25 protein-coding genes (1 of these 25 cut by a window edge) are annotated in these 25188 nt (G+C 70.6%); 15 read left to right on the top strand and 10 right to left on the bottom strand.

Going from position 1 to position 25188, the window contains the following annotated elements; genetic code table 11:
• Positions 1–65: 65 nt before the first annotated feature.
• Positions 66–833 (top strand): crotonase/enoyl-CoA hydratase family protein, encoded by a 768-nt coding sequence (locus KO481_RS07865; RefSeq protein WP_215916322.1) that lies wholly within the window; start codon positions 66–68, stop codon positions 831–833.
• Between the two features lie 72 nt (positions 834–905).
• Positions 906–2171: a hypothetical protein gene (locus tag KO481_RS07860; protein WP_308166417.1), complete on the top strand. Its 1266-nt coding sequence runs from the start codon at positions 906–908 to the stop codon at positions 2169–2171.
• A gap of 86 nt (positions 2172–2257) precedes the next feature.
• Here the strand turns inward: KO481_RS07860 and KO481_RS07855 are convergent, their stop codons facing one another.
• A complete protein-coding gene (locus KO481_RS07855) occupies positions 2258–2938 on the bottom strand; it encodes a pyridoxamine 5'-phosphate oxidase family protein (protein WP_215916321.1) in 681 nt (226 codons plus the stop codon).
• Positions 2939–3008: 70 nt separating this feature from the next.
• Between KO481_RS07855 and pdxR the strand changes: the two genes are divergently transcribed.
• From pdxR to KO481_RS07840, 3 genes are read left to right on the top strand one after another with little or no spacing between them, the layout of a single operon-like run.
• Entirely contained in the window at positions 3009–4379 is a 1371-nt protein-coding gene (gene pdxR / locus KO481_RS07850; RefSeq protein WP_215916320.1) for a MocR-like pyridoxine biosynthesis transcription factor PdxR, read from the top strand.
• A 60-nt stretch (positions 4380–4439) separates the two neighbouring features.
• Positions 4440–4685, top strand: a complete 246-nt coding sequence (locus KO481_RS07845; protein ID WP_215916319.1) for a DUF2630 family protein — start codon at positions 4440–4442, stop codon at positions 4683–4685.
• Positions 4686–4701: 16 nt separating this feature from the next.
• Complete coding sequence (locus tag KO481_RS07840) at positions 4702–6195, top strand: carboxylesterase/lipase family protein (RefSeq protein ID WP_215916318.1); 1494 nt, start codon at positions 4702–4704, stop codon at positions 6193–6195.
• 24 nt (positions 6196–6219) lie between these two features.
• On the opposite strand, the gene KO481_RS07835 is transcribed toward KO481_RS07840, so the two are convergent.
• Positions 6220–6819, bottom strand: coding sequence for a TetR/AcrR family transcriptional regulator (locus KO481_RS07835; protein WP_215916675.1), 600 nt, complete (start codon positions 6817–6819; stop codon positions 6220–6222).
• A gap of 75 nt (positions 6820–6894) precedes the next feature.
• On the opposite strand from KO481_RS07835, the gene KO481_RS07830 reads away from it, so the two are divergent.
• Complete coding sequence (locus KO481_RS07830) at positions 6895–7749, top strand: class I SAM-dependent methyltransferase (protein ID WP_215916317.1); 855 nt, start codon at positions 6895–6897, stop codon at positions 7747–7749.
• 61 nt (positions 7750–7810) lie between these two features.
• Here KO481_RS07830 and KO481_RS07825 read toward each other — a convergent pair whose 3' ends face one another.
• The 4 genes from KO481_RS07825 to cobF all read right to left on the bottom strand — a co-directional run bounded on the left by KO481_RS07825 (position 7811) and on the right by cobF (position 10941).
• A complete protein-coding gene (locus tag KO481_RS07825) occupies positions 7811–8677 on the bottom strand; it encodes an Fpg/Nei family DNA glycosylase (protein WP_215916316.1) in 867 nt (288 codons plus the stop codon).
• Between the two features lie 77 nt (positions 8678–8754).
• The gene (locus tag KO481_RS07820) at positions 8755–9495 is read right to left on the bottom strand and encodes a hypothetical protein (protein ID WP_215916315.1); all 741 of its coding nucleotides are present in this window, start codon (positions 9493–9495) and stop codon (positions 8755–8757) included.
• Between the two features lie 98 nt (positions 9496–9593).
• Positions 9594–9902 carry a hypothetical protein gene (locus KO481_RS07815; RefSeq protein WP_215916314.1) on the bottom strand — a complete coding sequence of 103 codons (309 nt, stop codon included), beginning with the start codon at positions 9900–9902 and terminating at the stop codon, positions 9594–9596.
• A gap of 283 nt (positions 9903–10185) precedes the next feature.
• A complete protein-coding gene (cobF, locus tag KO481_RS07810; RefSeq protein WP_215916313.1) occupies positions 10186–10941 on the bottom strand; it encodes a precorrin-6A synthase (deacetylating) in 756 nt (251 codons plus the stop codon).
• A 63-nt stretch (positions 10942–11004) separates the two neighbouring features.
• Between cobF and KO481_RS07805 the strand changes: the two genes are divergently transcribed.
• The 7 genes from KO481_RS07805 (at position 11005) to KO481_RS07775 (ending at position 15733) form a co-directional block, all read left to right on the top strand.
• Entirely contained in the window at positions 11005–11820 is an 816-nt protein-coding gene (locus KO481_RS07805) for a thymidylate synthase (RefSeq protein ID WP_215916312.1), read from the top strand.
• Complete coding sequence (locus KO481_RS07800; RefSeq protein ID WP_215916311.1) at positions 11821–12357, top strand: dihydrofolate reductase; 537 nt, start codon at positions 11821–11823, stop codon at positions 12355–12357. It begins immediately after the preceding gene.
• 135 nt (positions 12358–12492) lie between these two features.
• Positions 12493–12819, top strand: a complete 327-nt coding sequence (locus tag KO481_RS07795; RefSeq protein WP_215916674.1) for a cupin domain-containing protein — start codon at positions 12493–12495, stop codon at positions 12817–12819.
• 52 nt (positions 12820–12871) lie between these two features.
• Positions 12872–13888: a Dyp-type peroxidase gene (locus KO481_RS07790; protein WP_215916310.1), complete on the top strand. Its 1017-nt coding sequence runs from the start codon at positions 12872–12874 to the stop codon at positions 13886–13888.
• A 4-nt stretch (positions 13889–13892) separates the two neighbouring features.
• Positions 13893–14693, top strand: a complete 801-nt coding sequence (locus tag KO481_RS07785; protein WP_215916309.1) for a family 1 encapsulin nanocompartment shell protein — start codon at positions 13893–13895, stop codon at positions 14691–14693.
• Positions 14694–14762: 69 nt separating this feature from the next.
• On the top strand, positions 14763–15290 hold the full coding sequence (locus KO481_RS07780) for a hypothetical protein (RefSeq protein WP_215916308.1): 528 nt from the start codon (positions 14763–14765) through the stop codon (positions 15288–15290).
• 35 nt (positions 15291–15325) lie between these two features.
• Positions 15326–15733 carry an NUDIX hydrolase gene (locus KO481_RS07775; RefSeq protein WP_215916307.1) on the top strand — a complete coding sequence of 136 codons (408 nt, stop codon included), beginning with the start codon at positions 15326–15328 and terminating at the stop codon, positions 15731–15733.
• Positions 15734–15759: 26 nt separating this feature from the next.
• On the opposite strand, the gene KO481_RS07770 is transcribed toward KO481_RS07775, so the two are convergent.
• Positions 15760–16611 carry an LLM class F420-dependent oxidoreductase gene (locus KO481_RS07770; RefSeq protein ID WP_215916306.1) on the bottom strand — a complete coding sequence of 284 codons (852 nt, stop codon included), beginning with the start codon at positions 16609–16611 and terminating at the stop codon, positions 15760–15762.
• A 210-nt stretch (positions 16612–16821) separates the two neighbouring features.
• Here KO481_RS07770 and KO481_RS07765 point away from each other — a divergent pair, with 210 nt between their 5' ends.
• The gene (locus tag KO481_RS07765; RefSeq protein ID WP_215916305.1) at positions 16822–17184 is read left to right on the top strand and encodes a MerR family transcriptional regulator; all 363 of its coding nucleotides are present in this window, start codon (positions 16822–16824) and stop codon (positions 17182–17184) included.
• Here KO481_RS07765 and KO481_RS07760 read toward each other — a convergent pair.
• Together KO481_RS07760 and KO481_RS07755 are read right to left on the bottom strand one after the other, a co-directional pair.
• Positions 17181–18941, bottom strand: coding sequence for an MFS transporter (locus KO481_RS07760; RefSeq protein ID WP_215916304.1), 1761 nt, complete (start codon positions 18939–18941; stop codon positions 17181–17183). The genes KO481_RS07765 and KO481_RS07760 overlap by 4 nt on opposite strands.
• Positions 18942–19052: 111 nt before the next feature.
• Positions 19053–19529, bottom strand: a complete 477-nt coding sequence (locus tag KO481_RS07755) for a MarR family winged helix-turn-helix transcriptional regulator (RefSeq protein WP_215916303.1) — start codon at positions 19527–19529, stop codon at positions 19053–19055.
• Between the two features lie 104 nt (positions 19530–19633).
• On the opposite strand from KO481_RS07755, the gene KO481_RS07750 reads away from it, so the two are divergent.
• Positions 19634–20752, top strand: a complete 1119-nt coding sequence (locus KO481_RS07750) for a GDSL-type esterase/lipase family protein (RefSeq protein WP_215916302.1) — start codon at positions 19634–19636, stop codon at positions 20750–20752.
• A gap of 54 nt (positions 20753–20806) precedes the next feature.
• On the opposite strand, the gene KO481_RS07745 is transcribed toward KO481_RS07750, so the two are convergent.
• On the bottom strand, positions 20807–25188 hold the final stretch of the coding sequence (locus KO481_RS07745) for a non-ribosomal peptide synthase/polyketide synthase (protein ID WP_215916301.1). 47092 nt of this gene lie beyond the right edge of the window; the window shows 4382 of its 51474 coding nt (coding positions 47093–51474); its start codon lies beyond the right edge, outside the window; its stop codon occupies positions 20807–20809.

The raw sequence follows: 25188 nt of genomic DNA, 5'->3' as shown, positions 1-25188 counted from the left end.
GAGCTCGAGTCGCGAGCAGGGCGCGGCGCGGGGTGAGTCCGTCCGATGAACAGCTAGGAGCAGGTGTGAGTGTCCGAATCGAACGCAGCGGCCCGGTGTTCACCGTCGTGCTCGACCGGCCGCAGGCCCGCAATGCGGTCGACGGGCCGACCGCGCGTGAGCTGGCCGAGGCCTTCCGGGAATTCGACGCCGATCCCTCGGCCGCGGTGGCGGTGCTGTGGGGCGCGGGCGGTACGTTCTGCGCCGGGGCCGACCTGAAATCCCTTGGCACCCAACGGGCCAACCAGGTCACCCCGGAGGGTGACGGGCCGATGGGGCCGACGCGGATGCACCTGTCCAAGCCGGTGATCGCCGCGATCTCCGGGTATGCGGTCGCGGGCGGACTCGAGCTGGCGCTGTGGTGCGACCTGCGAATTGCCGAGCAGGACAGCACCTTCGGTGTCTTCTGCCGGCGCTGGGGAGTGCCGCTCATCGACGGCGGCACAGTGCGGCTGCCCCGCATCATCGGCGAGGGCCGGGCCATGGACATGATCCTCACCGGCCGGGCCGTCGGCGCCGCCGAGGCGCTGCAGATGGGCCTGGCGAACCGCGTCGTCCCGAACGGCGAATCACGCAGGGCGGCAGAGGACCTCGCGGCGGAGCTGGCCGCCCTGCCACAGACCTGCCTGCGCTCGGACCGCCTGTCCGCGCTGGAGCAGCAGGGCATGGAGGAGGACGCGGCGATCGCCAACGAGCTGCGCCACGGCATGACCGCCCTGGCCGACGCTGAGGGCGCCCTCGCCGGTGCGCAGCGGTTCGCCTCGGGCGCGGGGCGCCACGGCGGCCGGGCCTGAATCCATGCCCGCCGCCGCTCGCCCCGCACCGCCAGACCTCCGGCCCGCGGCCGGCCGCGAAAGGCTCGCGTAGTGGACAGGCTCAGCGTCGTCGACGAGATCTTCCTGCGGACGCACCGGGGCATGGGGACGCCGATCGCGCTGCAGGGCCTGTGGCGCACCGCCGATCGCGTCCCCCGGGAGCTCCTGCTGCGCGTGCACGCCGCGCTGCGGACCGGGCCGCTCGGGCGACGGGTGGTGCGGGCGCGAGTGCCGGGGGCGCGGCCGTATTGGCAGGCCACCAGCAGCGCCCATCCGCTGCGACTGACCTCCCGGCCGTTGCGCGAAGAGGAGGTGCTCAGCTGGGCGAACGGCCTGGGATTCGATCTGGATCCGGAGTTCGGTCCCGGGTGGCGGCTCGCGGCCGCGGAGCTCGCGGATGGCGGTTCGCTGGTATCGCTGACCTGCTCGCACGCACTTGCCGACGGGCGGGGGCTGGCGATTGCGGTGGATCGGGCGCTGTCCGGGCTCGACACCGGGGACCGCCGGGGTGAGGTGCACACTGAACTCAGTGCCTCACAGTCGGATTGGGCGGATGCCCGCCGACAATGGTCCGTCGTCATCGGCGGGACGGCACGGGCATTGCGGCACGGCATACCGGCCCGCCCGGCACCCGCCCCGGGCCGTTCGGACCCGGCATCCGGCAACGCCGGCGAAGCCTCGACATGTGCTGCTGTGCTGCAGATTCCGGCGGCCGACTGGGAGCTCGCGGCCGCGGCGCGCGGCGGCACGGCCAACACACTGTTTCTCTATCTGACCGCACAGATGCTGTGGGACAGCGGATTCAGCGATCCGGTCATCCACGCCAGTGTGCCGGTGGACACCAGGTCCGAGTCCCGCGTGAACAACGACATGGCGATGACGGAAGTCGCCGTCACCCGCTCCGACGCCCCCTCGACCCTGCGCGAGAAGTGCCGCGCCGCATACGAACACCACATGTCGAGCCCCGCCGGCCTCCCGGAGGAAATCCTGCAGGTGCTGCCCGCCCGCGCCGCCTACGCCCTCTCGCGCGGCGCGGGCGAACGAGACATCCTGTGCTCCAACATCGGAACGCTCCCCGCCGCCCTGTCGCACCTCGGCCCGCACCGCTGCGTCGGCGTCGCGGCCCGCGCCATCCACCCGGGCCTCACGGCCCCGCTCCCCCGCACCCGCCTATCGGCCTACCTGTCCCGCCTGTCCGACACCTACACCCTGTCCCTGATCTCCCTGGACCCCGATCGCATCGAATCCCCCACCGCCCTCACCGAACTGGCCCGCACCGCCCTGGATCGAGCGGATCTACCCGTCACCGCCTGGTAGCACACGAGTCATCGCATTCCGCAGTGCTTGCTCCGAATTCCCGGGGAACTCTGCGGATTTCGGCACGGATCCATGGGTGCGTCCGGCTACCCCGACGCGACGGAACTATCGAACCGGGCGCGGACGTGCTCCGGGACGGCGATGCCCGTTGTGAGGTCGGCCGACGAGTACGGCTCCCCGAAGATCTGGCGGACGGGCAGTACTCCCGCCCAGGTGTCGGAGGCGAGGTCCGGGGCGTCGTCGGAGGGGTCGCCCGCGCGGGTCTTGACCGACGCCTCGGTGAGGTCCAGCGCGAGGACGGTGGTGGCGGCGAGTTCCTTGGCGGTGGGCGGGCGGACGTTGTCCCAGGCGCCGGGGGCGGCGTGCTCGACGATCACGCGCAGGGCGTGCAGGCGGGCGTCCGGGTCGGCGAGTTCGACGGGGCGGCCGTGGATCACCGCCGAGCGGAAGTTCATCGAGAAGTGCATGGCCGCGCGGGCGTAGACGATGCCGTCCACGAGGGTGACCGTCACCGAGACATCGCCGGTTGCCGCGGCCCGGAGATTGCCCGCTCCGGTGGATCCGTGCAGGTAGAGGGTGTCGCCGTCGCGGCCGTAGATGGTGGGGAGCACGACCGGCGCGCCGTGCATCAGCACACCGAGGTGGCAGATCATCGCGGCGTCGAGGAGTTCGTCCAGCGCGGCGCGGTCGGTGGCGTCGCGGCGGCCCCGGTAGCGGGTGAGAGTGCTGCGTGGCGTCGGTGAGAGCGGGGTGCGCGTATCGGTCATATCCCGAGCTTCCTCGGTCGAGTGGCATTATTAAATGTCCAATTCCCGATGAGATCGGAATACCACTTCCATGGGTCAGCCGGATCTGCCGCTGCTCGTCGATCGCGCGTCGCCCACGCCGCTGGCCGCACAGGTCGCGGACGGGCTGCGGGCCGCCGCCACCGCGGGCGGCCTGCGCGGGGGCGACAGGCTGCCGTCCTCGCGCGCCCTGGCGGCCCAGCTCGGGGTCAGCCGCACCGTGGTCACCGCCGCCTACGATCAGCTGCACGCCGAGGGCTGGCTCAGCGGCCGGCACGGATCGGGCACGTATCTCACCGCCTCCCCCGTGCCCGCGCACCGCCGCCGCCCGCTCGCGCGCGATCCGGATCCCGCCGCGCAGCTGCTGGACCTGGCACCCGGAACGCCGTGCGTGGAGGCCATCGATCGGGCCGCCTGGCGCCGAGCGTGGCGGGCGGCGGGTGACCGAAACCCGTTGACGTACAAGGCCAGGGCGGGCGAACCCGACTATCTCGCGGTCGTTGCCGAGCACCTCCTGCGACACCGCGGACTCGCCGTGGGCAACGGCGAGGTCCTGGCGACGTCGGGTACCAGCGCCGCCGTGCGCGAGCTCGCCGCCGCCGTGTTGCGCCCGGGCGACGCGGTGGCGATGGAGGAGCCCGGATATCAGCGCGCGGTGGGCGCTTTCCGGGCCGAGGGCATCCGGGTGATTCCGGTGCCGCTGGATGCCCAGGGCCTGCGCATCGATCTGATCCCGCCCGACGCGCGGGCCGTGTATTGCACTCCGGCGCACCAATTTCCGATGGGCGCCCGGATGCCTGCCGCGCGCCGCGTCGCGCTGGTCGAGCTGGCCCGCCGCATCGGCGCGATCGTCGTCGAGGACGATTACGATGGCGAACTGCGGTACGACACCGCGCCGCTGCCACTGCTGGCGGGCCTGGCCCCGGATGTCGTTGTACACCTGGGGACCACCTCGAAGATCCTGTCGCCGAGCCTCGGCGTCGGCTGGCTGGTCGCCGCACCGGAGATCACGCGGGCCATTGTGGCGCACCGGGAATCGACCGGAACCGGTCCGGCCCCGGCGGGCCAGCAGATCGTCGCGCACCTGGCCCGGCACGGCGATCTCGCCCGCCACCTGCGGCGCCTTCGTCGCGAAATGCCGCCCCGGCGTGCACTTCTCGTCGACGAGCTGCGGCGGAACGGTGTTGAGGTACTCGGCGACGACGCCGGATCTCATGTGGTCGCCCCGCTGCCCTCGGCGCGGGCGGAGACGGAGGTGATCGCCGCGGCACGGAAGGACGGCGTGTTGCTCGACGCCCTGGCCAGGCATCACCTCGCGGAGCCACGCGGGTTCGGCATCACGCTCGGCTATGCCGCCCTGCCGCGCGACGACCTGGCCGCCGCCGCGCGAGTCGCCGGACGGCACCTCGCCGCGCACCGGTGACCCGTGCCACCCGTCCCGGGAAGCGCGGCACACCCGGAGCTACCCCGTAGCATGGCCGCTATGACCGATCACGACATCCTCGCGCGGATCACCGAACTGGTGGATCGGGAGCACACGCTCCGGTCCAAGGCCACCGCGGGCGACCTCGACCCCGAGACCGAACGGGCGAAATTGGCCGACCTCGAGGTGCAGCTCGATCAGTGCTGGGACCTGCTGCGGCAGCGCCGGGCCCGCATCGACCAGGGCGTGAGCCCCGACGATGCCCAGGTCAACACCGCGAATCAGGTCGAGGGTTACCTGCAGTAACGGCTATCATCGGCGGATGGTAGAGATTTCCACCGCCGAGGGAGTCGTGCGCGGCTTGAGCGGCCGCCGCCTCGCGCGCTGGCGCGCGATTCCGTATGCGGCCGCCCCGGTCGGAGCACTGCGCTTCCGCGCCCCGCAGCCGGTGGAGCCGTGGACCGGCGTCCGCGAGGCCACCGAGTTCGGCCTCGCGTCGATGCAGGCCCGCGCGGGTGCGCGCATCGGCCCGCGGCGCACGCAGCCGACCGGCGAGGACTGCCTGACCCTCAACGTCGTGGCCCCCGCCGAGCCGTCGTCCAGTCCGCGGCCGGTGATGGTGTTCATCCACGGCGGCGCGTACCTCATCGGCACGACCGCGCTGAGCCTGTACTCCGGCTCGCGCCTGGCGCTGCGCGGCGATGTGATCGTGGTGTCGATCAACTATCGGCTGGGCGCGTTCGGTTACGTCGATTTCAGCGAATTCTCCACGCCCGAGCGGCCTTTCGACTCCAACCTCGGGCTCCGCGATCAGGTTGCGGCGCTGGAGTGGGTGCAGCGCAATATCTCCGCGTTCGGCGGGGACCCGGACAACGTCACGGTATTCGGCGAATCGGCGGGCGCGCATGCGACGCTGGCGCTGCTGGCCACGCCCGCCGCCGGCGGACTGTTCCACCGCGGCATCGCCCAGAGTCCGCCCGCGGACTGGGGCCTCAGCGCCGAACAGGCCCGGTCGTTCGCCCGCCGCGTCGCCGAAAGGCTCGGTGCCACACCGGAAAACGCGGCCAGCGTGCTGGGTCGGGCGAGCGCGAACGATATCCGCAAGGCGGTCGAGAGGCAGCTCGGGCGGTCCTCGCGGGAGGATCCGGCGGTATTCCACGCCGCGCCGGTGGCCGACGGCGACTTCCTGCCGAAGATTCCGATCGAGACGATTGCCGATGGCAGCGCGCATGCGCTGCCGCTGATCATCGGCACCAATCGCGACGAGGCCACGCTGTTCCAGCGTTTCGACGACACCCTGCCCACCACCCCGGACCGGCTGCGCCGCGTGCTGCCCGAGGGCGCCGAATCCCGCATCGCCGCGGCGTATCCCGGATATCCCGCGACCAAGACGGCCGTGCGCGCCGGCGGAGACTGGGTCTTCTGGCGGCCCTCGCTCGAGGTCATGGAGGGGCACAGCCGCCACGCGCCCACCTATGCGTACCGCTACGACTACGCTCCGCGCGCGGTCCGGCTGGCCGGCTTCGGCGCCACCCACGCCCTGGATCTGATCCCGGTATTCGGCGGCGTCGACTCGGTATTCGGCCGGCTCACCACGGCGGCGGGCGGGCACCGGGCCTTTCGCGCGGTGCAGCGCGAATTCCAGGACAACTGGCTGGCTTTCGCGCGCACCGGCAAGCCGCTGCCGTCGTGGCCGGAGTACACCGAACAGCGCCGCACCACCCGGGTGATCGATGATCCGGCCCGCCTCGAGGTGGATCCGGAGAAGTCCAAACGCCTGGCGTGGGAGAGCATTCGGGTCGCCGTCCGGGACTGATCCCGGGCCTTGTCGTCCGGATGTTCAGCCCGGCAATACCCCGGCCAGGACGGTAGTGACCATCCGTCGGACCGCCGCGGGCTCGGGCGGCGCGGCGGACCGATCGGCGTACGACAGGTGCCCCGCGCCGAGCAATGTCGGTGCGAGCGTGTCGATGTCGGCGTCGGCCGCGATGCGCCCCAGCTCGCGCTCGGCGGTCAGATATGCGGCGATCATGGCCCCGGCCTCGTTGAGAAGCGGGATGCCGGTCGGATGGGCCGAGCGCAGCCGGGCCCGCAGCTCGTCACGAAAGATAAGCAGGCTCACCATCGACACGGCCACCGAGCCGAACAGATCGGTCAGTGCGGCAGCGAGATTGCCGACGACCGTGCCCGTGCCCGCGGACCCGAGCAGGGCGTCGGCCTGACCGCGCAGACGAATGATCCGGTCCTGCACGAGTTCGGCGAGGAAGGAGTCGAAGTCCGTGAAGTGCTTGTGCAGAACGCCTTTCGCGCAGCCTGCCTCCGTGGTGACCGCCCGGCTGGTCAGCGCGTTCGGACCGTCCCGGAGCATGATGCGTTCGGCGGCGGCGAACAGCTGCTCCCGCACGTCGCGCAGGGCCACTCCCGTGGGCACTCGGACCATCCTTTCGCTGAGGGCGAACCTCATACCTCGCTCGAAATAGTGGGCATGCGCCCACTCGCTCACTAGAGTGGGCGCATGCCCACTTTACAGCCCGAATCCCCGTCGCCGGAGCCCTCGGCTGTACGGCCCGAGCCGCCGTCGTCCCTCCCACCCCACCGCGCCCGCGCCATGGCCGAATCCTTCGGTGTCGACGCCGCCCGCTACGACCGCGCCCGGCCGCCGTATCCAGCCGAACTGATCGAACGAATCGTCCGCACCGCACCCGGGCGCGACGTGCTGGACGTCGGCTCCGGCACCGGCATCGCCGCGCGGCAGTTCCGGGCGGCCGGATGCACCGTGCTGGGCGTCGAACCCGACGCGCGGATGGCCGAATTCGCGCGCGGCACCGGCGTCGAGGCCGAGGTGTCCACCTTCGAGGACTGGGATCCGGCGGGCCGCACCTTCGACGCGGTGGTCGCGGGCACGGCCTGGCACTGGGTGGATCCGGTGGCCGGGGCCGCGCAGGCGGCACGGGTGCTGCGACCCGGCGGGCTGCTGGCGCCCTTCAACCACGTCTTCCAGCTGCCGCCCGAGCTCGGCGAGCAGCTCACCGAGGTGTACCGGCGGGTGGTCCCGGACTCGCCCTTCGTCAACCAGCCGACCCGGCCGGCGGCGGAGCTGTACCAGGCAATCTTCGACAAGATCGCCGAGGGCATCCGCACGACCGGGCAATTCGCCGAACCGGAACAGTGGCGGTACGACTGGGAGCGGACCTACACCCGCGACGAGTGGCTCGACCAGCTACCGACTTCCGGCGGCTTCACCCGCCTGCCCGCGGACCGGCTGGCCGAACTCCAGGCCGGTGTCGGCGCCGCGATCGACGCGATGGGCGGCAGCTTCACCATGCCGTACGCGACCGTGGCGGTAGCCGCGGTCCGCACCCCCGCCTGATCGCGGAGAGTGCGCACCGTACCACAGCCCGGAACACCTTGGCGGATATGGAAATCCGCGCCTATTTCAGCAGGCGCGACATACGGCGATCGGCCAGAATCTTGCCGCCGGTCTGACAGGTTGCGCAGTATTGAAAAGACTTGTCCGCGTAGGAAACCTCGCGGACGATGTCGCCGCAGACCGGACAGGGCAACCCGGTACGAGCGTGGACCTGCAGCCCGGATCGCTTCTCGCCCTTGAGTTTTGCCGCCTCCTGGCCGACCGAGCGGGATATCGCGTCGGACAGGACAGCTCGCATCGCGGTGTACAGCCGGGCGGACTCCGAATCGCCGAGCTTGTTTGCGGTGGCGAACGGGGAAAGCTTTGCCGCGTGCAGGATTTCGTCGGAATACGCATTGCCGATACCCGCGATGACAGACTGGTCCGCCAGGACCGTCTTGAGGCGCTGCGCGGTACCGCCCAGCAGCTCGGCGAACTGCTCCTGGGTGATCTCCAGCGCGTCCGGGCCCAGGCGGGCGATGCCGGGCACCGACTGCGGATCCTCGACGATCCACACCGCCAGCCGCTTCTTGGTGCCCGCCTCGGTGAGGTCGAAGGCCGGGGTCGCCCCCTCGGGGGTGAAGAAGTGCACCCGCAGCGCCAGCGGCCCCTTCCCCGGTTTGGGTGCCGCGCGGCCCGGCTCATCGATCCAGCGCAGCCAGCCACCCCGGGAGAGATGGGTGATCAGCCACAGGCCATCGCACTCTAGCCCGAGGTGTTTACCCCAGTGCCCCGCGCCGGTGACGTCGCGCCCGGACAGCGCGGTGATGGGCGGATCGAACGTCTTCAGCACGCTCAGCGCCGCGACATCCACCCGCCCCACCACCGCGCCCACCGCATGCTCGGCGAGAAACCGCTCGAGCGCCACGATCTCCGGTAATTCGGGCACGCCCGGAGCCTACCGGCCCCCACCGACATATCGGCGGCATTGTCCTTCGGGGGGCCGGTCCGTGACTGCGTGCCGAATCAGTGCGCCCGCGGTGCGGGAACGGTGTCCGGTCCCGTCGGCGGGGTCAGCATGCCCTGGGCGCCCCCCACGGCCGCGCCGACCGCCGCTCCCGCCGCGGCCGCGGGCGCCGCGATCACCCCGTACCCGATGGCCGCGCCGATCACCGGGACGACGACCAGCCCCGCCGGCAGGAACGGCACCCCGGCGATGAGCCCGGCGACCGCCCCGACGACCGCACTGGTGACGGCCAGCGGACTGGCAAGCGTGGAGCCCACCACCGCGCCGGTCGCCGCACCGCCCAGGGTGTCCGCCGCGATGCGATCCGAGCGCGACTGCGCGAATCCGACGGAGTCCAGGCCCTGGGCCAGCCCGGCCTCGGCATTCGCGGATGCGGTGTTGATCTGATCGCCGGTCGGCGCGTCGATGATGCCCGGCCGGGGCACGACCACCGAACCGATCCGCAGCGTCCCGGCCGGGGCCTGGATCGGCAGCACGGGCGCGGCGGGCGCGGCGCGATCGGGCAGATGCAGGGTGGTGGGGTCGATCGGGGCGAGGGCGTCGCCGGGCATCGGCCGGGTCGCGGGTGTGCGCGGCGCGGCCGGGGCATGCGGACTCACCGCGACCGGCGCTGCGGGGGTATTCGCTACTGCGACGGCCGCATGGGACCATCCGGCCGATACCGGAATCGCGCCGATGACCAGCAACGATCCGGTACGCAGTAGCCATTTGCTCGCGGCCGTGGGGCGATGCACTGCCATGGATTACCTCTTTCGTTGGACGTCGGTACCTACGAGAGAGATTCGAACCAGCGCACGTCCTGGATCACCGCAGCGTGGACAAATGTGGTTGTCAGGCGCTACCTATGGGGGGCAGACGGCGAGCTGTAGCCGCGGTCGTGGTGCCACTGCCAGCGGTGATCGCGCATCTCCCAGTGGCCGCGGCCGTGGTCGCAATCGCTCCACCGCCGTTGTCCGCGGTCCTGCTCCCAGGCCCACCGCCCGGAGTGGTCGCAATCTCCCCGCCAGCCGTTGTCCACCGGCGTCACCGTCGGCGGCGCGGCCAGCGCGGGTGCGACGGACAGGCCCATCGGCAGCGCGACGAGCGCGCCCACCACGGCGAGGCAGACCCGCAGGGTGCGTGCGGGTGCTTTCGTGGTGATAGTCATGGTCGTTCCTCGTTATCGGCACGGCCATAAACCGTCAGGCCGGCACCCTCCACCGATGTGCGGAACAGGCACATATGCTGTGTCGCGCTACTGGCGAATTCGTGACCGCGCAGGAAAGTCCACAGGCTCATGCCCGTGGACAGATCGATGCTCGGTCCACTCGTAATTCTAAGCCCTCGGCGACGACATCGAGCGACGTTATCGCAGCTGTCCAAGCTCGCGGCGCACCCGAACGGCGCAGCTCGGCCGGGAGATCCGTGCCGGAGCGGTCCACCGAGCCCGATCAGTAGTCCCGGTCGATGCGCCGGAGCAGGTAGATGTCCATGATCCACCCCTTGACTTCACGAAGTTCAGTGCGACGCTGAATGATTCGGTCCTCGACCGCACGCAGCGGGCCCTCGATCAGCTCCTCGTCGGGCATGCCCAGGTAGGCCGCCCACCAGATGTGCACGTCGTCGCAGGGCACGCCGGTGAACGAGGTCTCACCGTCGAGCATCACCAGCGTGGACCCATCCGGGGCCATTCCCTCCTCGCGCAGGCGGCGGCCCGTGGTGATGTGCACCGGCTCGCCGATCTCGTGCAGCACCATGCGATGCCGCGCGGCCAGCGCCTGGGCGCTGGTGATCCCGGGAATCACCTCGTAGTCCAGCGGGGCGCGCGCGGCGACCCGCTCGATCATCCGCAGGGTGCTGTCGTACAGCGACGGATCGCCCCACACCAGGATCGCCCCGACGCCGTCGTGGGCCGCGAACGCCTCGGCCAGCAGCGCGGCGCGGCGATCATGCCAATCCAGCACGACACCGCGGTAATCGCCGTCGGCGACGGTGCGCTCGCGCGGCGGATCGGCGATCTCCACGATCCGGTAGGGATGGTCCAGATGTTCGGCGAGGATGGCGGTGCGCACGTCGACGAGCTCGCGCTTGGCCTCCCCCTTGCCGATGACGTAGAACACCTCGGCGCGGCGCATGGCCTTGATGGCCTGCACCGTCACCTGGTCGGGATCACCCGCGCCGATTCCGATCACGTACAGCTTCCGCACGAGGGATCAGCTTGCCAGCCGCAGCCTGCGGACCCGTCGGCCCCGGTGCGTAAGCTGCGAACCATGGACGACAAGCGCCCCGCCCTGGACACCCAGTACGAGGATCTGCTGTGCCTGGTGCTCGATTCGGGCTCCGAGAAATCCGATCGCACGGGCACCGGCACCCGCAGCATCTTCGGCCATCAGCTGCGCTACGACCTGGCGGCGAGCTTCCCGCTGATCACCACGAAGCGGGTGCATCTGAAGTCGATCGTCTATGAGCTGCTGTGGTTCCTGCGCGGCGATTCGAACGTGGGCTGGCTGCGCGAGCACGGCGTCACCATCTGGGACGAATGGGCCGCGCCCGACGGCGAACTGGGCCCGGTGTACGGGGTGCAGTGGCGGTCGTGGCCATCTCCGGATGGAACCCATATCGACCAGATCTCGCAGGTCCTCGAGACCCTGCGGTCGAATCCCGATTCGCGGCGGATGATCGTCTCCGCCTGGAACGTGGCCGATCTGGACCGCATGGCCCTGGCCCCCTGCCACGCGTTCTTCCAGTTCTATGTGGCCCGGGGCAGGCTCTCGTGCCAGCTGTACCAGCGCAGCGCCGACCTGTTCCTGGGGGTGCCGTTCAATATCGCCAGCTACGCGCTGCTCACCGCGATGGTCGCGCAGCAGACGGGGCTCGAGCCTGGCGATTTCATCTGGACCGGCGGCGATTGCCATATCTACGACAATCACGTGGATCAGGTGCGCGAGCAGCTCACCCGCGATCCGTACCCGTTCCCGCGGCTGCGGCTGCGGCCCGCACCGAGCCTGTTCGAGTACGCCTACGAGGACGTGGAAGTGCTCGGTTACCAGCATCATCCGGCCATCAAGGCCCCGGTGGCGGTCTGAATGGCCGAGGGCGGATCCGGCACCGGGGTGGCGGAGAACGGCGCGGTGGGGCAGCGAGTCGTCGGGCTGATCTGGGCGCAGACCCCGGACGGGGTGATCGGCCGCGACAACGCGATTCCGTGGCGGGTGCCGGAGGACATGGCGTATTTCCAGCGGGTCACCCGCGGCCATCCGGTGCTGATGGGGCGGCGCACCTGGGATTCGCTGCCGGTGCGCTTCCGGCCGCTGCCGGATCGGCGCAATATCGTGATCACCCGGCAGCCGGACTGGTCCGCCGCGGGCGCGGAGCGGGCGGCTTCGCTGGAGCAGGCCCTGACGCTGGCCGGTCCGGGACCGGTCTGGGTGATGGGCGGCGGCGAAATCTACCGGGCCGCCATGGATTACGCCACCGAACTACTGGTGACCGAGGTGGATGCCGAGGTCGAGGGCGATGCCTTCGCCCCGGCCATCGGCCCCGAATGGACCGCCGCCGAGGTGCCCTGGCGGGAATCGAGCAGCGGGCTGCGCTATCGATGGCTGCGCTACTCGCGCGCCTGACCCCGGTCCCGCGCGGGGAGGTGGGAACATGGAATTGCAATCCGAAACGCCCCGTTCGTACACCGGAACTCGGGCATACTCACGACTAGTCGGCCCGTGGCAACACTCGCACGGCATATGCGTGAAAGGCTGCTCATGGACAAGAAATCGCTGACCGCGGTGGCCCGCCAGCAACTCAAGCTGGCCGCGGCCAATACCAGCGGACGCAGTTCCCAGACCCTGTGCGGCGGCCATACGCACAGCCTGCGGCAGACCGTCATCGCGCTGACCGCCGGGCAGAGCCTGGCCGAGCACGAGAATCTCGGCGAGGCCACGCTGCAGGTGCTCAGCGGCACGCTTACGCTGTTCAGCGGTGCCAATGAATGGAAGGGTTCGCCCGGCGATCTGCTGATCGTGCCCAGCGCCCGGCACAGTGTCACCGCCATCGACGACGTAGCGTTCCTGCTGACCGTCGCGAAATAGGTGACCGCTCACCTCCCGCCACCCCACGCCCGCGGCCCGTACGCTGTCGATCATGGGTGAGCCGCAACCGATCCTCGATCCGCTCAGCCGCACGGCACTGTTCCTGGTGGCCACGATCGATGCGGGCGGTGAATCGGTCGTCCGCGATCTGCTTGCCGAGCTGCCGGGGCTGCGCCGATCGGTGGGCTTCCGGGTGCCCGGCGCGGATCTGACGTGCGTGACCAGCATCGGGTCCGCCGCGTGGGACCGGTTGTTCGCCGGACCCAGGCCCGCCGAGCTGCACGAGTTCCCCGGCTACGACGGCCCCCGGCATCGCGCGCCCGCCACGCCGGGAGATCTGTTGTTTCATATCAAGGCCGAATCCCAGGACGCCTGTTTCGAATTGGCTATGACCATCGGCGAGCGGCTGCGCGGTGCGGCGACGATCGTCGACGAGACCGTGGGATTCCGCTATTTCGAACAGCGCGACCTGCTGGGCTTCGTCGACGGCACGGAGAATCCGGAGGGCGCCCTGGCGGCCTCGACGGCGCTGATCGGTGCGGCGAGCCCCGATTTCGCCGGCGGCAGCTACGTGATCGTGCAGAAATACCTGCACGACCTCGAGGCCTGGAACGCGCTGCCGGTGGCCGAGCAGGAGCGGGTGATCGGCCGCACCAAGCTCGGCGACTACGAGCTGTCCGATGCGGACAAACCCGCGAATTCGCACGTGGCGGTCAACACGCTGTACGACCCGGACGGCACGCAGCGCCAGATCCTGCGCGCCAACATGCCCTTCGGCAGCGTGCGCGAGGGCGAGTTCGGCACCTACTACATCGCGTACGCGGCGACCCCGAACGTCACCGAGCGCATGCTCGAGCGGATGTTCCTGGGCAGCGACGAGGCCGCCTACGACCGCATCCTGGACTTCTCCACCGCCGTCACCGGAACCCTGTTCTTCACCCCGCCCTCCGGATTCTTCGACGCGTTACCCGAACCGGCGGGTGCGGATACTACGGAGCCCGAGCAGGCTCGCGCAGCCGACGGCGACGGATCGCTCGGCATCGGCGCGCTGGCATCCCGAAAGGACTGAACCCATGAACAATCTGCACCGTGAACTCGCCCCGGTCACCGACGAGGCGTGGTCGCAGATCGAGGACGAGGCCCGGCGAACCTTCAAGCGGCACATCGCCGGACGGCGGGTCGTGGACGTCTCGGGCCCGCACGGCACGGACTTCTCCGCGGTGGGTCTGGGCCGCACCGCGGAGATCGACGCACCCGACGAGGGCATCGTCGCGCGGCAGCGGCAGGTGGCGCCGCTGGTCGAGCTGCGGGTCCCGTTCACCCTCGCGCGCGAGGAACTGGACAACGCCGAGCGCGGGGCCCGCGACATCGACCTGGAGGCGGTCAAGGACGCCGCGCGCAAGATCGCCTTCGCCGAGGACCGCGCGATCTTCGAGGGCTACCGGGCCGCCGGTATCGCCGGGATCCGGGCCGCGTCCTCGCACGAGCCGGTCGCCCGGCCCGCGGACCCGCGCACGGCCCCGGAGGCGATCGCGCAGGCGGTGAGCAAGCTGCGGCTGGCCGGAGTGGACGGCCCGTATTCGGTCCTGCTCAGCGCCGATCTCTACACCGCGGTCAGCGAGACCTCCGATCACGGCTACCCGATCCGCACCCATATCGAGCGGCTCATTCCGGATGGCGAGATCATCTGGGCGCCGGCGATCGACGGCGCGTTCGTGCTGACCACGCGCGGGGGCGACTTCGATCTGCAACTGGGCCAGGATCTTTCGATCGGTTATCTCTCGCACGATGCGGAGTCGGTGCGGCTGTACTTCCAGGAGAGCCTGACCTTCCTGGTCTACACCGCCGAGGCCGCGGTCGCCCTGCCGGCCTGATACTCGGGCTCCCCCGCCGCCGAACGCCCCGGTACGGTGCAGGAGGTCGGCAGGAAGGACTTCAGGGCGATGGTGCGTGCGGGTGTGGTCCCCGGGCGGCGGGCACTGATCTACGGCACGCTGGGCGTGCTCGCGACCGCGCTGGTGTGCGGGGCGACCGTGGCCGGGTTCGGGGTGAACCGGGTGTTCACCGGGCTCTTCGCCGGAGCGGCAGCCGGCATCGCGGTGCTGGCACTGCTGTTCGGCCGCGACGTCGTGGTGCTCACCGACCACACGATCTCGCGCCGCACGCCGTTATACGAGTCCGAGATCGCCTGGAGCCGGGTGGTGGCCGGGCGGTTCGCGCTGGACGAGCGGGCGCGCTGGTCGCTGGCGCTGGATCTGACCGGCGGCGACGAACTCCACGGCGAACTGGTCCTGCTCTCGATTCCGCCGGTGGTGCGACCGGTGTCCAACGCCTATGAGCACCGCAAGCGCGAGCAGGTCCGCGAGATCCGGAAGCTACTGCGGCACAAGCGAATTCCGGTCACGATTCTGCCCGAGATCGCGAATGCCCTGCACGCGCACTGGAAGTTGGCACCGCCGACGCCGCGCTGAAATCCCCACCCCCGGCAGCCGAGGAGAACCAGAAGGTGGACACCACGATTCGCACCGCGGCACTGGCCCACATCCGCGATCGTCGTCTGCTGCAGGCGCGTTCGACGGGTAAGGAGGTCTTCTACATGGCGGGCGGCAAGATCGATCCGGGCGAGACTCCGGTCCAGGCGCTGCACCGGGAGGTCCGCGAGGAGCTGGGCGTCGACGTGGCGACGTACACCGAACTCGGCGTATTCGAGTGCGAGGCATACGGTCACGCCCCCGGAACCGCTCTGCACATGACCTGCTTCACCGCCGACCTCGCCGGTGTCCCCCGGCCCACCAGCGAGGTGGCCGAACTGCGCTACTTCACCGTCGGCGAGTACGCCGCCATGCCGCACGTCGCGCCGGGCTCGATGCTGGTGTTCCGGCGGCTGCACGACCTTGATCTCATCGACTGGTGAGGGAACCCTTGCGCAGCCGCCGGACGTCACCTGTCGGCGAGGTTCGGCGAAACCTGTTGCGCGGCTTGGTCGAGCATGCGCAGAGCGTTCTCGCGCCGAAGCGGGTCGAAACCGATCAACGTGCGGTGCACGCCCAGATCGGCCAGGCGGTCCAGATCACCCGGGCCGGGCGCGAAGACCGTCGCGATCACCGGCACGGGCGGGCGTCCATGGCGGTGGGCGAGCTCCGTGAGTTGCTCGATACCCCGGCCGAGCTCGTCGATCGGGATACCGGTCGGCGCCAGCCAGCCATCGGCGTGGTCGAGGATGCGTTCGTGGGTCGAGGGTCCCCACCCGCCCAGCCACAGCGGCGGATGCGGGCGTTGCACAGGCTTGGGCCAGGAGTAGATCGGATCGAAATCGACGAAGCGGCCGTGGAATTCGGCCTCGTCCCGCGTCCAGATCTCCTTCATGGCCAGGATTCGCTCGCGCTGCAGCGCCACGCGGGTGCGCGGTTCGGTGCCGTGATTGCGGATCTCCTCGCGCAGCCACCCCACCCCGAGGCCGAGCTCGAGGCGCCCGCCCGAGGCCGCGTCCAGCGTCGCGACCTCCTTCGCGGTTACGATCGGATCGCGCTGCACCAGCAGCGTCACGGCGGTGCCCAGCCGCAGCCGCGTGGTCACGGCCGCGGCCTGCGCGAGGGTGACGAACGGGTCGCAGACGCGGTAGTAGTCGCGGGGGAGCTCGCCGTCGCCCGGGTAGGGCGTATCGACGCGGACCGGGATGTGGGTGTGCTCGGGCACGAACAGCGATTCGAAACCGCGTTCCTCGACCGCGCGGGCCAACTCGACCGGGCCGATGCTCTCGTCGGTCACGGCGGTGAAAATACCGGTCTCCATCAGAGCTCACCCCCGAATGCCGGTGCTGCACAGGAGATCCTGCGCTCACTATGCCCGCTCGTGACGGTCCGCCGGTCAGCATCGTGTCGTGTCATGGGCGTACGGTAAGGCTTGACACCACTGTCAAGGTCAAGTGCGACCGGGCACCGACCTTACCCACCCCGCCGGCTCCGCAAGCTCCGCCGGCTCACCATCCCCCTAGGAGTGAACATGCTGATCGGGGAGCTGTCCGCGCGGACCGGGGCCAGCCGCAGGTCGCTGCGGTACTACGAGGAGCAGGGTCTGCTCACCTCGATACGCGGGGGGAACGGCTACCGGGAGTACGAGGAGCCCGCGATCGATACGGTGCGCCGCATCCGGGCGCTGCTGGCGGCGGGGCTGCCCACCGATGCTATCCGGCAGGCCCTGCCGTGCGTGCGCGACGCCTCGCCGCGGCTGGAACCGTGTCCGGAGCTGGTCGAGCGGCTGCGCGGGGAGATGCATCGCATGGATGCGGCGGCCGCGGAACTCGCGCACTCGCGCGACCTGATCGCCCGCATGCTGACCGACGCAGGGGTCCCGCTGGCGGGCTAGGGATCCGCGACCTCGGGCTTGCCTCCCTCGGCGTCTCCGGAATCCGCGACCTCGGGCTTGCCTCCTCTGACATCTCCCGAATCTGCAGCCTCGGGCGCGCTCGCGCTTTCACCGCCCGCGGGCGCACCATCTTTCTCGGCGGCACCGCTCTCAGCGGTCCGCCCGGCGCGCAGGGGAATTCGGGTGGCGGCGAAGAAGCCGAGCAGCAGGAACAGGGCGGCCCCGATCATGGTGACGCGGGTGGCGTCGGCGAAGCCGCGGGCCAGGGCGTCCACGACCATGGTGTTGGCGTGGTGGTCGCGTAGCACCGAGATCGCCCCGCCCGCCGAATCCCGGGTCGCGGCCGCGGCCTCCGCCGCAGCGTGCGACGGCAGCCCGTGCACCGCGGACAGCCGGTCCGGCAGCGCGCGCCCAAGCGACACGGACAGCACCCCACCGAGGATCGCCAGACCCATCGCGGTACCGAGCTGACGGACCGTGGACTGGATGGCCGAGCCCTCCCCGGACGCGTCGGTGGGCACGTCGGCCAGCACCGTCCCGGTCAGCTGCGCCGAGGCCAGCCCCAAGCCGACCCCGTAGCAGACCAGCAGGAGCGCGAGCAGCCACGGCGAGACGTGGTCGGTCACGAACAGCGCGGTCACGGCGATCGCAACCGTCTCGATCGCCAGGCCCAGCCGCACGATCCGCACCGGCCCCATCGTGCGCGCCAGCGGCTCGGTGGCGCCGCCGGCCACGAACGCGCCCAGCCCCATCGCCGCCAGCACCAGACCGGCCCGCAGCGTCGACAGCCCGAGCACGTTGACCAGGAACAGCGGCAGCGTGAACAGCAGCCCGAATTCCCCGAGCGCGACCGCGAAGGCAGCCGCGTTGCCCCACCGGAACGCCGGAAGGCGGAACAGAGAAAGATCCAGCAGCGCCGAACGATGCACATTCTTGCGATGAATCTCCCACAGCAGGAACAGGAACAGCAGCGCCACCCCGAGCAGCAGCAGCAACGGAATCGGCGAACTCGCCGCCCGCGTCGACCACCGCATCCCGAGGATGTCGGACGAGCGCAACGGCCGCCCCCATCCGTAGGTCTGCCCCTCGATCAACGCGAACACCACCAGCGCGAAACCCGCCGCGCTGAGCAGGAATCCGTCGACGTCCAGGCCGCGCGCGTGCCCCGCCATCCGGGTCTGCGGCACGAACGCCACGATGCCCGCGAGCACTACGACCCCGATCGGCACGTTCACCAGGAAGATCCACGGCCAGGTGAACGAGGTGGTCAGCCAGCCGCCGATCAGCGGCCCGAGCGCGGCCATCGCGGAGATCACCGAACCCCAGACCGCGAACGCGATGACCCGGTCCCGGCCGCGGAAGACGGCGTTGACCGTCGACAGGGTGCCCGGCAGCACGCCCGCGGCGCCGATGCCCTGCACGATGCGGCCCCAGATCAGCGTGCCCGGCGCCTCCGCGGACGCGGCGAGCAGGCTGCCCGCGACGAAGAGCACGACGCCGGCCGCGAAGAGGGTGCGCCGGCCCAGCCGGTCCCCGAGGCGCCCGGCGGTGATCAGCAGCGCGGCGAGCACCACCGCGTACACGCTGTTGATCCACTGCGCCTGGGTGAAATTCAGGCCGAGGTCGGCGATGATCACCGGCAGCGACACGCTGACGATGGTGCCGTCGAGCACGACCATGGACAGGCCCAGCGCCAGCACTCCGAGCGCCCACCAGCGCGCGCGGCTCGGTATCGCGTCGAGCTCGGTATCGGTCATGTGCCGCTCCCGCCGTCAACACATCTCGTCGAAGACTTCGTGCGGCGATAAGTCTACGGGGGATTTGCTGAGCAGTTGCCTTCAATCGGCCCGCGGCCGCGGATCGCCGGATCAGTCCGGGGTCAGTGCGGTGCCCTCCGGGAAGACCGCATCGCGGATGATGCGCAGGCCCTCGTTCAGGGCGCGCAGCTGCTCGTCGGTCAGGCGCGTCGTGAACCACTCGTCGATGGCGTCCAGATACGGCGGCAGCACGCGCGCGACGCGGGTGACGCCGGCCGCGGTGATCAGCACCGAGAAGCTGCGCCGATCCTTCGGATCGGGTTCGCGCCGGGCCAGTCCGTTGCGCTCGAGCCGGTCGACCAGGCGGGTGACGCCGCTGGTGGACAGCTGGGTCTGGGCGGCCAGATCGGTCATGCGCAGGCGCTGGCCGGGCGAGCGGGACAGCCGCATCAGCGCGATGAAGTCCGGCAGGGACAGGCCGTTGTCCGCCCACGCCGGTTCGAGCTTGGCACGCAGGCCGCCGCTGGCCTCGAACAGAAGGCCGATTTGGGTGAGGCGGGGGTCGTCGAAGAGGTCTGCGCGGTCCATTCGACCAGGATACCAACTACTTGAGTTGCGGATAGTTGACGTGCGGAATACTTTGCGAAGCGACGAAGTTCGTATATTCCGCACGTCAACTAACGGAGGTTTCCATGTCCAACACCACCGCCTGGGTCGCCGGTTTCCGGTCCGCCATCGTCAGTCCGTACGAGGAGTTCCGCCTCGCCGAACCGCGCGAGTTCGCCGACCAGACCGTGCGACAGGTGCTGCACCTGGCAGGCGGCGGCGAGCGGCTGCGGGTGCGTCTGAGCAACCGCTACGGACGCGCGCCGCTGGTCGTCGGGGCCGCCCACATCGCGGTCCGCAAGAACGGCGCGGAGATCGTGGCCGAGACCGACACCGCGCTGCGATTCGGCGGGGTCGAGCGGGTCACGATTGCCGCGGGAGCCGAAATCGTCAGCGACGCGGCCGATCTGAGCGTCGGTGCCGGATCGGATCTGCTGCTGAGCCTGTACCTGCCGGAGCCGACGGGCCCGGCGACCTACTCCCCCGTTCCGAACGAAATCGGCTATGTCACAGCAGGAAACACCGTCTCGCAGGTGAGCCCGGAGGACGTCGAGGAGCTCGGTTCGCGGTACTTCGTGACCGGTATCGACGTGCCCGCGACGGGCGAGCCGATCATCGTCGCCTTCGGCGATTCCTGGTTCGAGGGAGCGGGCGGCACGCCCGGCGCGAACCGCCGATCGGTCGACGTACTGAACGAGCGCCTCCCCCGCGGCTGGGCGGTCAACCAGGGCCTGTCCGGCAATCGGATCCTGGTGGACGAGGCTGGTGAGCACGGCCTGGCCCGCTTCGAGCGGGACGCCCTCGCGGTGCCGGGGGCGACCCACGTGGTGGTGAATTTCGGCATCAACGACCTGTGCCTGGGCGAGCCCCTCCCGGTCGCCGACCTGATCGCCGGATTCACCGAACTCGCCCGCCGCGCCCACGCGGCCGGACTTCCCGTCTACGCCAACACGATCGGCCCCTTCGCCGGCAAGATCTACCCGGGCGGCGACGCCGTAGCCGCCGCCCCCCTGCGCCGCGAGGTCAACGAATGGCTCCGGGGCACCGATGTTTTCGACGGCGTCTTCGACGTGGCCCGCGCCGTGGAGGACCCCGAGCGGCCGGACTACATCCGCCCCGACCTCGATGCCGGGGACGGTATGCACCTCAACGATGCGGGCGCGCTCCTGATGGGCGAGACGATGCGAATCCCGTTGGAGGGGTGAAATTTCGGGCCGGTGCAAGGGGCGAGCACCCCTTCCACCGGCCCGGACCAGCGCTTACTCCGCGATGATCACCCGAATCTCGTCGTCCGCCGCCGCCGTGGATTCGTCCGGACCGGCGAACCAGTGGGTGACCTCGGCGTCGGCCAGGTCGTCGGCGACGTCGGCACCGGTCGGGAGGACCGACAGGGCGCCCGCGGTTGCCGCGGCCAGGAACTCGTCCAGGGCCGCGGGGCCCGCGGTGGCCGTGGTGAACGTCGTCGACTCGTAGTCGACCTCGTTGTCCTCGCGCAGGGTCTCGGCGTGGTCGAGGGCCTGTTCCTGGGTCAGGGTGAGCCAGGTGCCGTCGGGGCGGCGGGCCATCAGGGCCGGGTGGTCCTGCTCGAGCGGGCGCAGCCGGTCGGCGTAGGAGACCGGATGGGCCGGGGCCGCGGCGAGTTCCTCGCGGACCTTCGGATCGGTCGGCACCAGCCAGCGCACCGACTTGGCCGCCGGTTCGAGGGTGATGCCGAATCCCGCTCCCGCGGAGACGATCTCGCCGAAGGACAGGCCGTGCGCGAACAGCGCCGCGGCGCCGGCCTTCTGCACCGCCCACAGCGCGACCACCGCGTCCACCGAGCGCGGCAGCGCGACCGCGACGATGTCGCCGGGGCCCACGCCCCGGCTGATCAGCACCCGGGCCAGCTGCGAGGACCGCGAATCCACCGCCTGGTAGGCGATTTCCGCGCCGTCGGACAGCAGCGCCGGGGCCTGCGGATCCTCCTCGACGACCGCGCCCAGCGCCTTGGCCACCGTCCGGGCGCCGACCAGCGCCGCGGCGCTCGCCGCGGATTCGGTTGCGGCGACCCCGGATTCGGCCAGGATGCGGGCCCTTTCGGCGGCGTCGAGGATATCGATGCCGCCCACCGGCGCCTCGGGATCGGAGACCAGCGCGTCGAGCACCCGCTCCAGCCGGGCCGCCAGGGTCTGCACCTCGGCGGGGGTGAAGCGGCTGGTCTGGTACTCCATGGCGATGCGGAGTGTCTCCTCGGCGGTCACCATCAGCGTGAGCGGATAGTGGGTGCCGCCGAGGAAGTCCACGCCGGTCACCGATGCGCCGTCGATCGAGCTGGCGGCCTCGATGGCCGACCGGTCGACCGGATAGGACTCGAACACCACCAGCGAATCGAACTGCGCCCCGGCGCCCGCAACCTGCTGGATGTCGGTCAGGCCGACGTAGTGGTGGTCCAGCAGCGCGGCCTGCTCGCCCTGCAGCCCGGTGAGCAGCGCGCGAACGCTGGCGCGATCGTCGAGCCGCACCCGCACCGGCAGGGTGTTGATGAACAGACCCACCATCTGCTCGATGCCCGGCAGCTCCGGCGGGCGCCCCGAGACCGTCGCGCCGAACACCACGTCGCCGCGTCCGGTCAACCGGCCCACCAGCAGACCCCACGCCCCCTGCACCAGGGTGTTGAGCGTGACGCCCAGGTCGGCGCAGAACTTGCTCAGCTGCTGCGTGCGTTCGGCGTCGAATTCCAGTTTCAGCGTGTCGATCTGGAACTGCTCGGCCGTCTTCGGTTGCGGCGCAAGCTGAGTCGGCTCATCCACCCCGGCCAGGGCCTGCGTCCACGCTCCCAGCGATTCGGACTCGTCGCGAACCGACAGCCACGCCAGGAAGTCCCGGTACGAGGCCGCCGGCGGCAGCGTGCTGCCGTCGCCGTGCACCGCGTACAGCACCAGCAGATCCCGCATGAGCAGCGGCAGCGACCAACCGTCGAACAGGATGTGGTGCGCGGTGATCGCCAGGCGCCACCGCTGTTCGCCGGCCCGGTACAGCCCGAACCGGATCAGCGGCGGCACCGTCATGTCGAAGCGCACCGCGCGCTCCTGCCGCAGCCGCGAGACCAGCTCGGCCTCGAGGTCGTCGGCGGGAACATCGGTGAGATCGCTTTCGTGCCAGGCGACCTCGACATCGTTCTGCACGATCTGCACGGGCATGCCGACCGCGTCGGTGGTGAAGGCGACCCGCAGGTTGTCATACCGGTCGACCAGGGCCTGCGCGGCCCTGTGCAACCGCTCGACGTCCAGCGTTCCGCCGAAGTCGATCACCGCCTGCTGGGTGTAGATGTCCACCGTCGACTGGGTCATCAACGCGTGGAACAGCAGACCCGACTGCAGCGGCGAGAGCGGCCACACCTCGGTCATCGCGGGATACGCCCGCTCCCACACCGCCAGGTCCGCGGGATCGGGCTCGACCAGCGGGCCGGTCGGCAGCACGAGCTCGGTGCCCGTGCCCAGCCGTGCGGCCGCGGCCAACTCGGCGATGGTGCGCCGCTCGAACACGTCGCGCGCGCCGAACAGCACGCCGCGGGCCTTGGCCCGGGACACCAGCTGGATCGACAGGATGCTGTTGCCGCCCAGGCCGAAGAAGTCGTCGTCGGCGCCGATCTCCTCGCGCCCCAGCACATCCGCGAAGACCTCGGCCAGGATCAGCTCGGTCGGGGTGGACGGCGCCCGGTACGGCGTCGTCTCGAACTCCGGCTCGGGCAGCGCCTTGCGATCCAGCTTGCCGCTCACGTTCAGCGGCATGGCGTCCATCATCACGAATGCCGTGGGCACCATGTAGGAGGGCAGGCCCGCCGACAGTTCCGACTTCACCCGCGCGGTGTCGATGACCGTGTCGGCGGCGGGAACCAGGTACGCGACCAGGCGATCGCCCAGGCGCGCATCGGATTTCGCCAGCACTGCGGCCTGCGCCACCTCGGGCAGGGTCAGCAGCGCCGCCTCGATCTCGCCGAGCTCGATGCGGAAGCCGCGGATCTTCACCTGGAAGTCGGTGCGGCCCCGGTAGTCCAGCTCGCCCTCCGCGTTCCAGACCACGAGGTCACCGGTGCGGTACATCCGCTCGCCGGTGGCGAACGGGTTGGCCACGAAGCGATCCGAGGTCAAGTCCGCGCGGCCGAGATAGCCGCGGGCCAGCTGCACACCGGCCAGGTACAGCTCGCCGGGGGTGCCGGCGGGCACCGGCCGCAGGCGCGAATCCAGCACGTACACCTGGGAATTCCACTCCGGCACACCGATCGACACAGACGTGACGTCGGCCTCGGTCACCTCGTGGTTGGTGATCGAGATCGCCGCCTCGGTCGGGCCGTACACGTTGAACAGCCCGGCGGTGTTGTGCCGCAGGAACCGCTGCGCGACCGTGCCCGGCAGCGCCTCGCCGATCGCGAGGGCCCGCCGCAGCGAGGGGGCCAGCGCCCCATCGGATTCGGTGAGCATCGCATCCAGCGCCGAGGGCACCACGTGCAGCGTCGTCACGCCCTCGCGGCGCATCACCTCGTTGAGGTACGCCGGATCCTGGTGGCCGTCCGGCGTGGCGATGACCAACCGGCCACCGCACACCGCGCCGCTCCAGAATTCCCACATCGACACGTCGAAGGTGGTGGCGATCTTCTGGAACATCACGTCGTCGGGACCCATCCCGAATTCGTCGATCTTCCAGAGCAACTGGTTCACCACCGCGCCGTGCGAGACCGCGACGCCCTTCGGGCGGCCGGTCGAGCCGGAGGTGAACAGCACGTAGGCCGTGTTGTCCGGGCGCAGGACGCCCAGCCGCTCGTCGTCGTCGATCGGCGAAGGGTCGTCCGCGCCGACCTCGTCGATCCGGATCACCGGCGCGATCGGGGTCTCGAAGCCGGTCTCCGCGTTGGTCAGCACACACACCGGCGCGGAGGTCTCGAGGATGTACTCGGTCCGCTCGGCCGCCTGATCCGGGTCCACCGGGACGTACGCGCCGCCGGCGACGGTCACCGCGTACATGGCGACCACCAGATCGATCGAGCGCCGCAGCGCCAGCACGACCCGCGACTCCGGGCCCACGCCCAGCGAGATCAGGTGCCGCGCCAGGCCGTTCACCCGCCGATCGAGTTCGGCGAAGGTGAGCGTGGCGCCGTCGGGCCCGACCAGCGCGGTCGCGTCCGGGTGCTCGGAGATCGTGTGATCCAGCAGCGAGGCCAGGGTGGCGGACCGATCGACCTCGTGCGCGGTCGCGTTCCGACCCGACACCAGCTGGTCGAGTTCGCCCGCGGCCAGGTAGTCGATGTCCCCGACCGGGGTGCGCGGCGCGGCGACGATCTCGCCGAGCAGACGCACGAACCGATCCACGAAGCCCTGCACCGTCGCGGCGTCGAACAGGTCCGTCGCGTAGGTGAAGTAGCCGCCGATGCCGGCGGCGGCGCCGGACTCGTCGTAGTTGTCGACCATGATCACGTGCAGGTCGAACTGCGAGACCACCGTGTCGAGCTGCAGCGGCGCGACCGTAAGGCCCGGCAGTTCCAGCCCGGCCTGCGCCTGGTTCTGGAACGACAGGCTGACCTGGAACAGCGGATGCCGCGCGGTCGAACGGACCGGGTTGAGCACCTCGACCAGGCGCTCGAACGGCACGTCCGCGTGCGCGAAGG

The organism is Nocardia albiluteola (assembly GCF_018860155.1).
Taxonomy (GTDB): Bacteria; Actinomycetota; Actinomycetes; order Mycobacteriales; family Mycobacteriaceae; genus Nocardia; species Nocardia albiluteola.
The sequence above is the reverse complement of the archived record's forward strand: the minus strand, read 5'-3'. Positions and strand labels throughout refer to the sequence as shown.

Coding starts and splice junctions, on each gene's coding strand:
- KO481_RS07780 (WP_215916308.1), top strand. CDS start 14,763: ATGGTGCGTGCGGGTGTGGTCCCCGGGCGGCGGGCACTGATCTACGGC.
- KO481_RS07750 (WP_215916302.1), top strand. CDS start 19,634: ATGTCCAACACCACCGCCTGGGTCGCCGGTTTCCGGTCCGCCATCGTC.
- KO481_RS07800 (WP_215916311.1), top strand. CDS start 11,821: ATGGCCGAGGGCGGATCCGGCACCGGGGTGGCGGAGAACGGCGCGGTG.
- KO481_RS07805 (WP_215916312.1), top strand. CDS start 11,005: ATGGACGACAAGCGCCCCGCCCTGGACACCCAGTACGAGGATCTGCTG.
- KO481_RS07770 (WP_215916306.1), bottom strand. CDS start 16,611: ATGGAGACCGGTATTTTCACCGCCGTGACCGACGAGAGCATCGGCCCG.
- KO481_RS07755 (WP_215916303.1), bottom strand. CDS start 19,529: ATGGACCGCGCAGACCTCTTCGACGACCCCCGCCTCACCCAAATCGGC.
- KO481_RS07795 (WP_215916674.1), top strand. CDS start 12,493: ATGGACAAGAAATCGCTGACCGCGGTGGCCCGCCAGCAACTCAAGCTG.
- KO481_RS07790 (WP_215916310.1), top strand. CDS start 12,872: ATGGGTGAGCCGCAACCGATCCTCGATCCGCTCAGCCGCACGGCACTG.
- KO481_RS07830 (WP_215916317.1), top strand. CDS start 6,895: ATGCCCACTTTACAGCCCGAATCCCCGTCGCCGGAGCCCTCGGCTGTA.
- KO481_RS07785 (WP_215916309.1), top strand. CDS start 13,893: ATGAACAATCTGCACCGTGAACTCGCCCCGGTCACCGACGAGGCGTGG.
- KO481_RS07855 (WP_215916321.1), bottom strand. CDS start 2,938: ATGACCGATACGCGCACCCCGCTCTCACCGACGCCACGCAGCACTCTC.
- KO481_RS07845 (WP_215916319.1), top strand. CDS start 4,440: ATGACCGATCACGACATCCTCGCGCGGATCACCGAACTGGTGGATCGG.
- KO481_RS07835 (WP_215916675.1), bottom strand. CDS start 6,819: ATGGTCCGAGTGCCCACGGGAGTGGCCCTGCGCGACGTGCGGGAGCAG.
- KO481_RS07820 (WP_215916315.1), bottom strand. CDS start 9,495: ATGGCAGTGCATCGCCCCACGGCCGCGAGCAAATGGCTACTGCGTACC.
- KO481_RS07760 (WP_215916304.1), bottom strand. CDS start 18,941: ATGACCGATACCGAGCTCGACGCGATACCGAGCCGCGCGCGCTGGTGG.
- pdxR (WP_215916320.1), top strand. CDS start 3,009: ATGGGTCAGCCGGATCTGCCGCTGCTCGTCGATCGCGCGTCGCCCACG.
- KO481_RS07765 (WP_215916305.1), top strand. CDS start 16,822: ATGCTGATCGGGGAGCTGTCCGCGCGGACCGGGGCCAGCCGCAGGTCG.
- KO481_RS07840 (WP_215916318.1), top strand. CDS start 4,702: ATGGTAGAGATTTCCACCGCCGAGGGAGTCGTGCGCGGCTTGAGCGGC.
- KO481_RS07815 (WP_215916314.1), bottom strand. CDS start 9,902: ATGACTATCACCACGAAAGCACCCGCACGCACCCTGCGGGTCTGCCTC.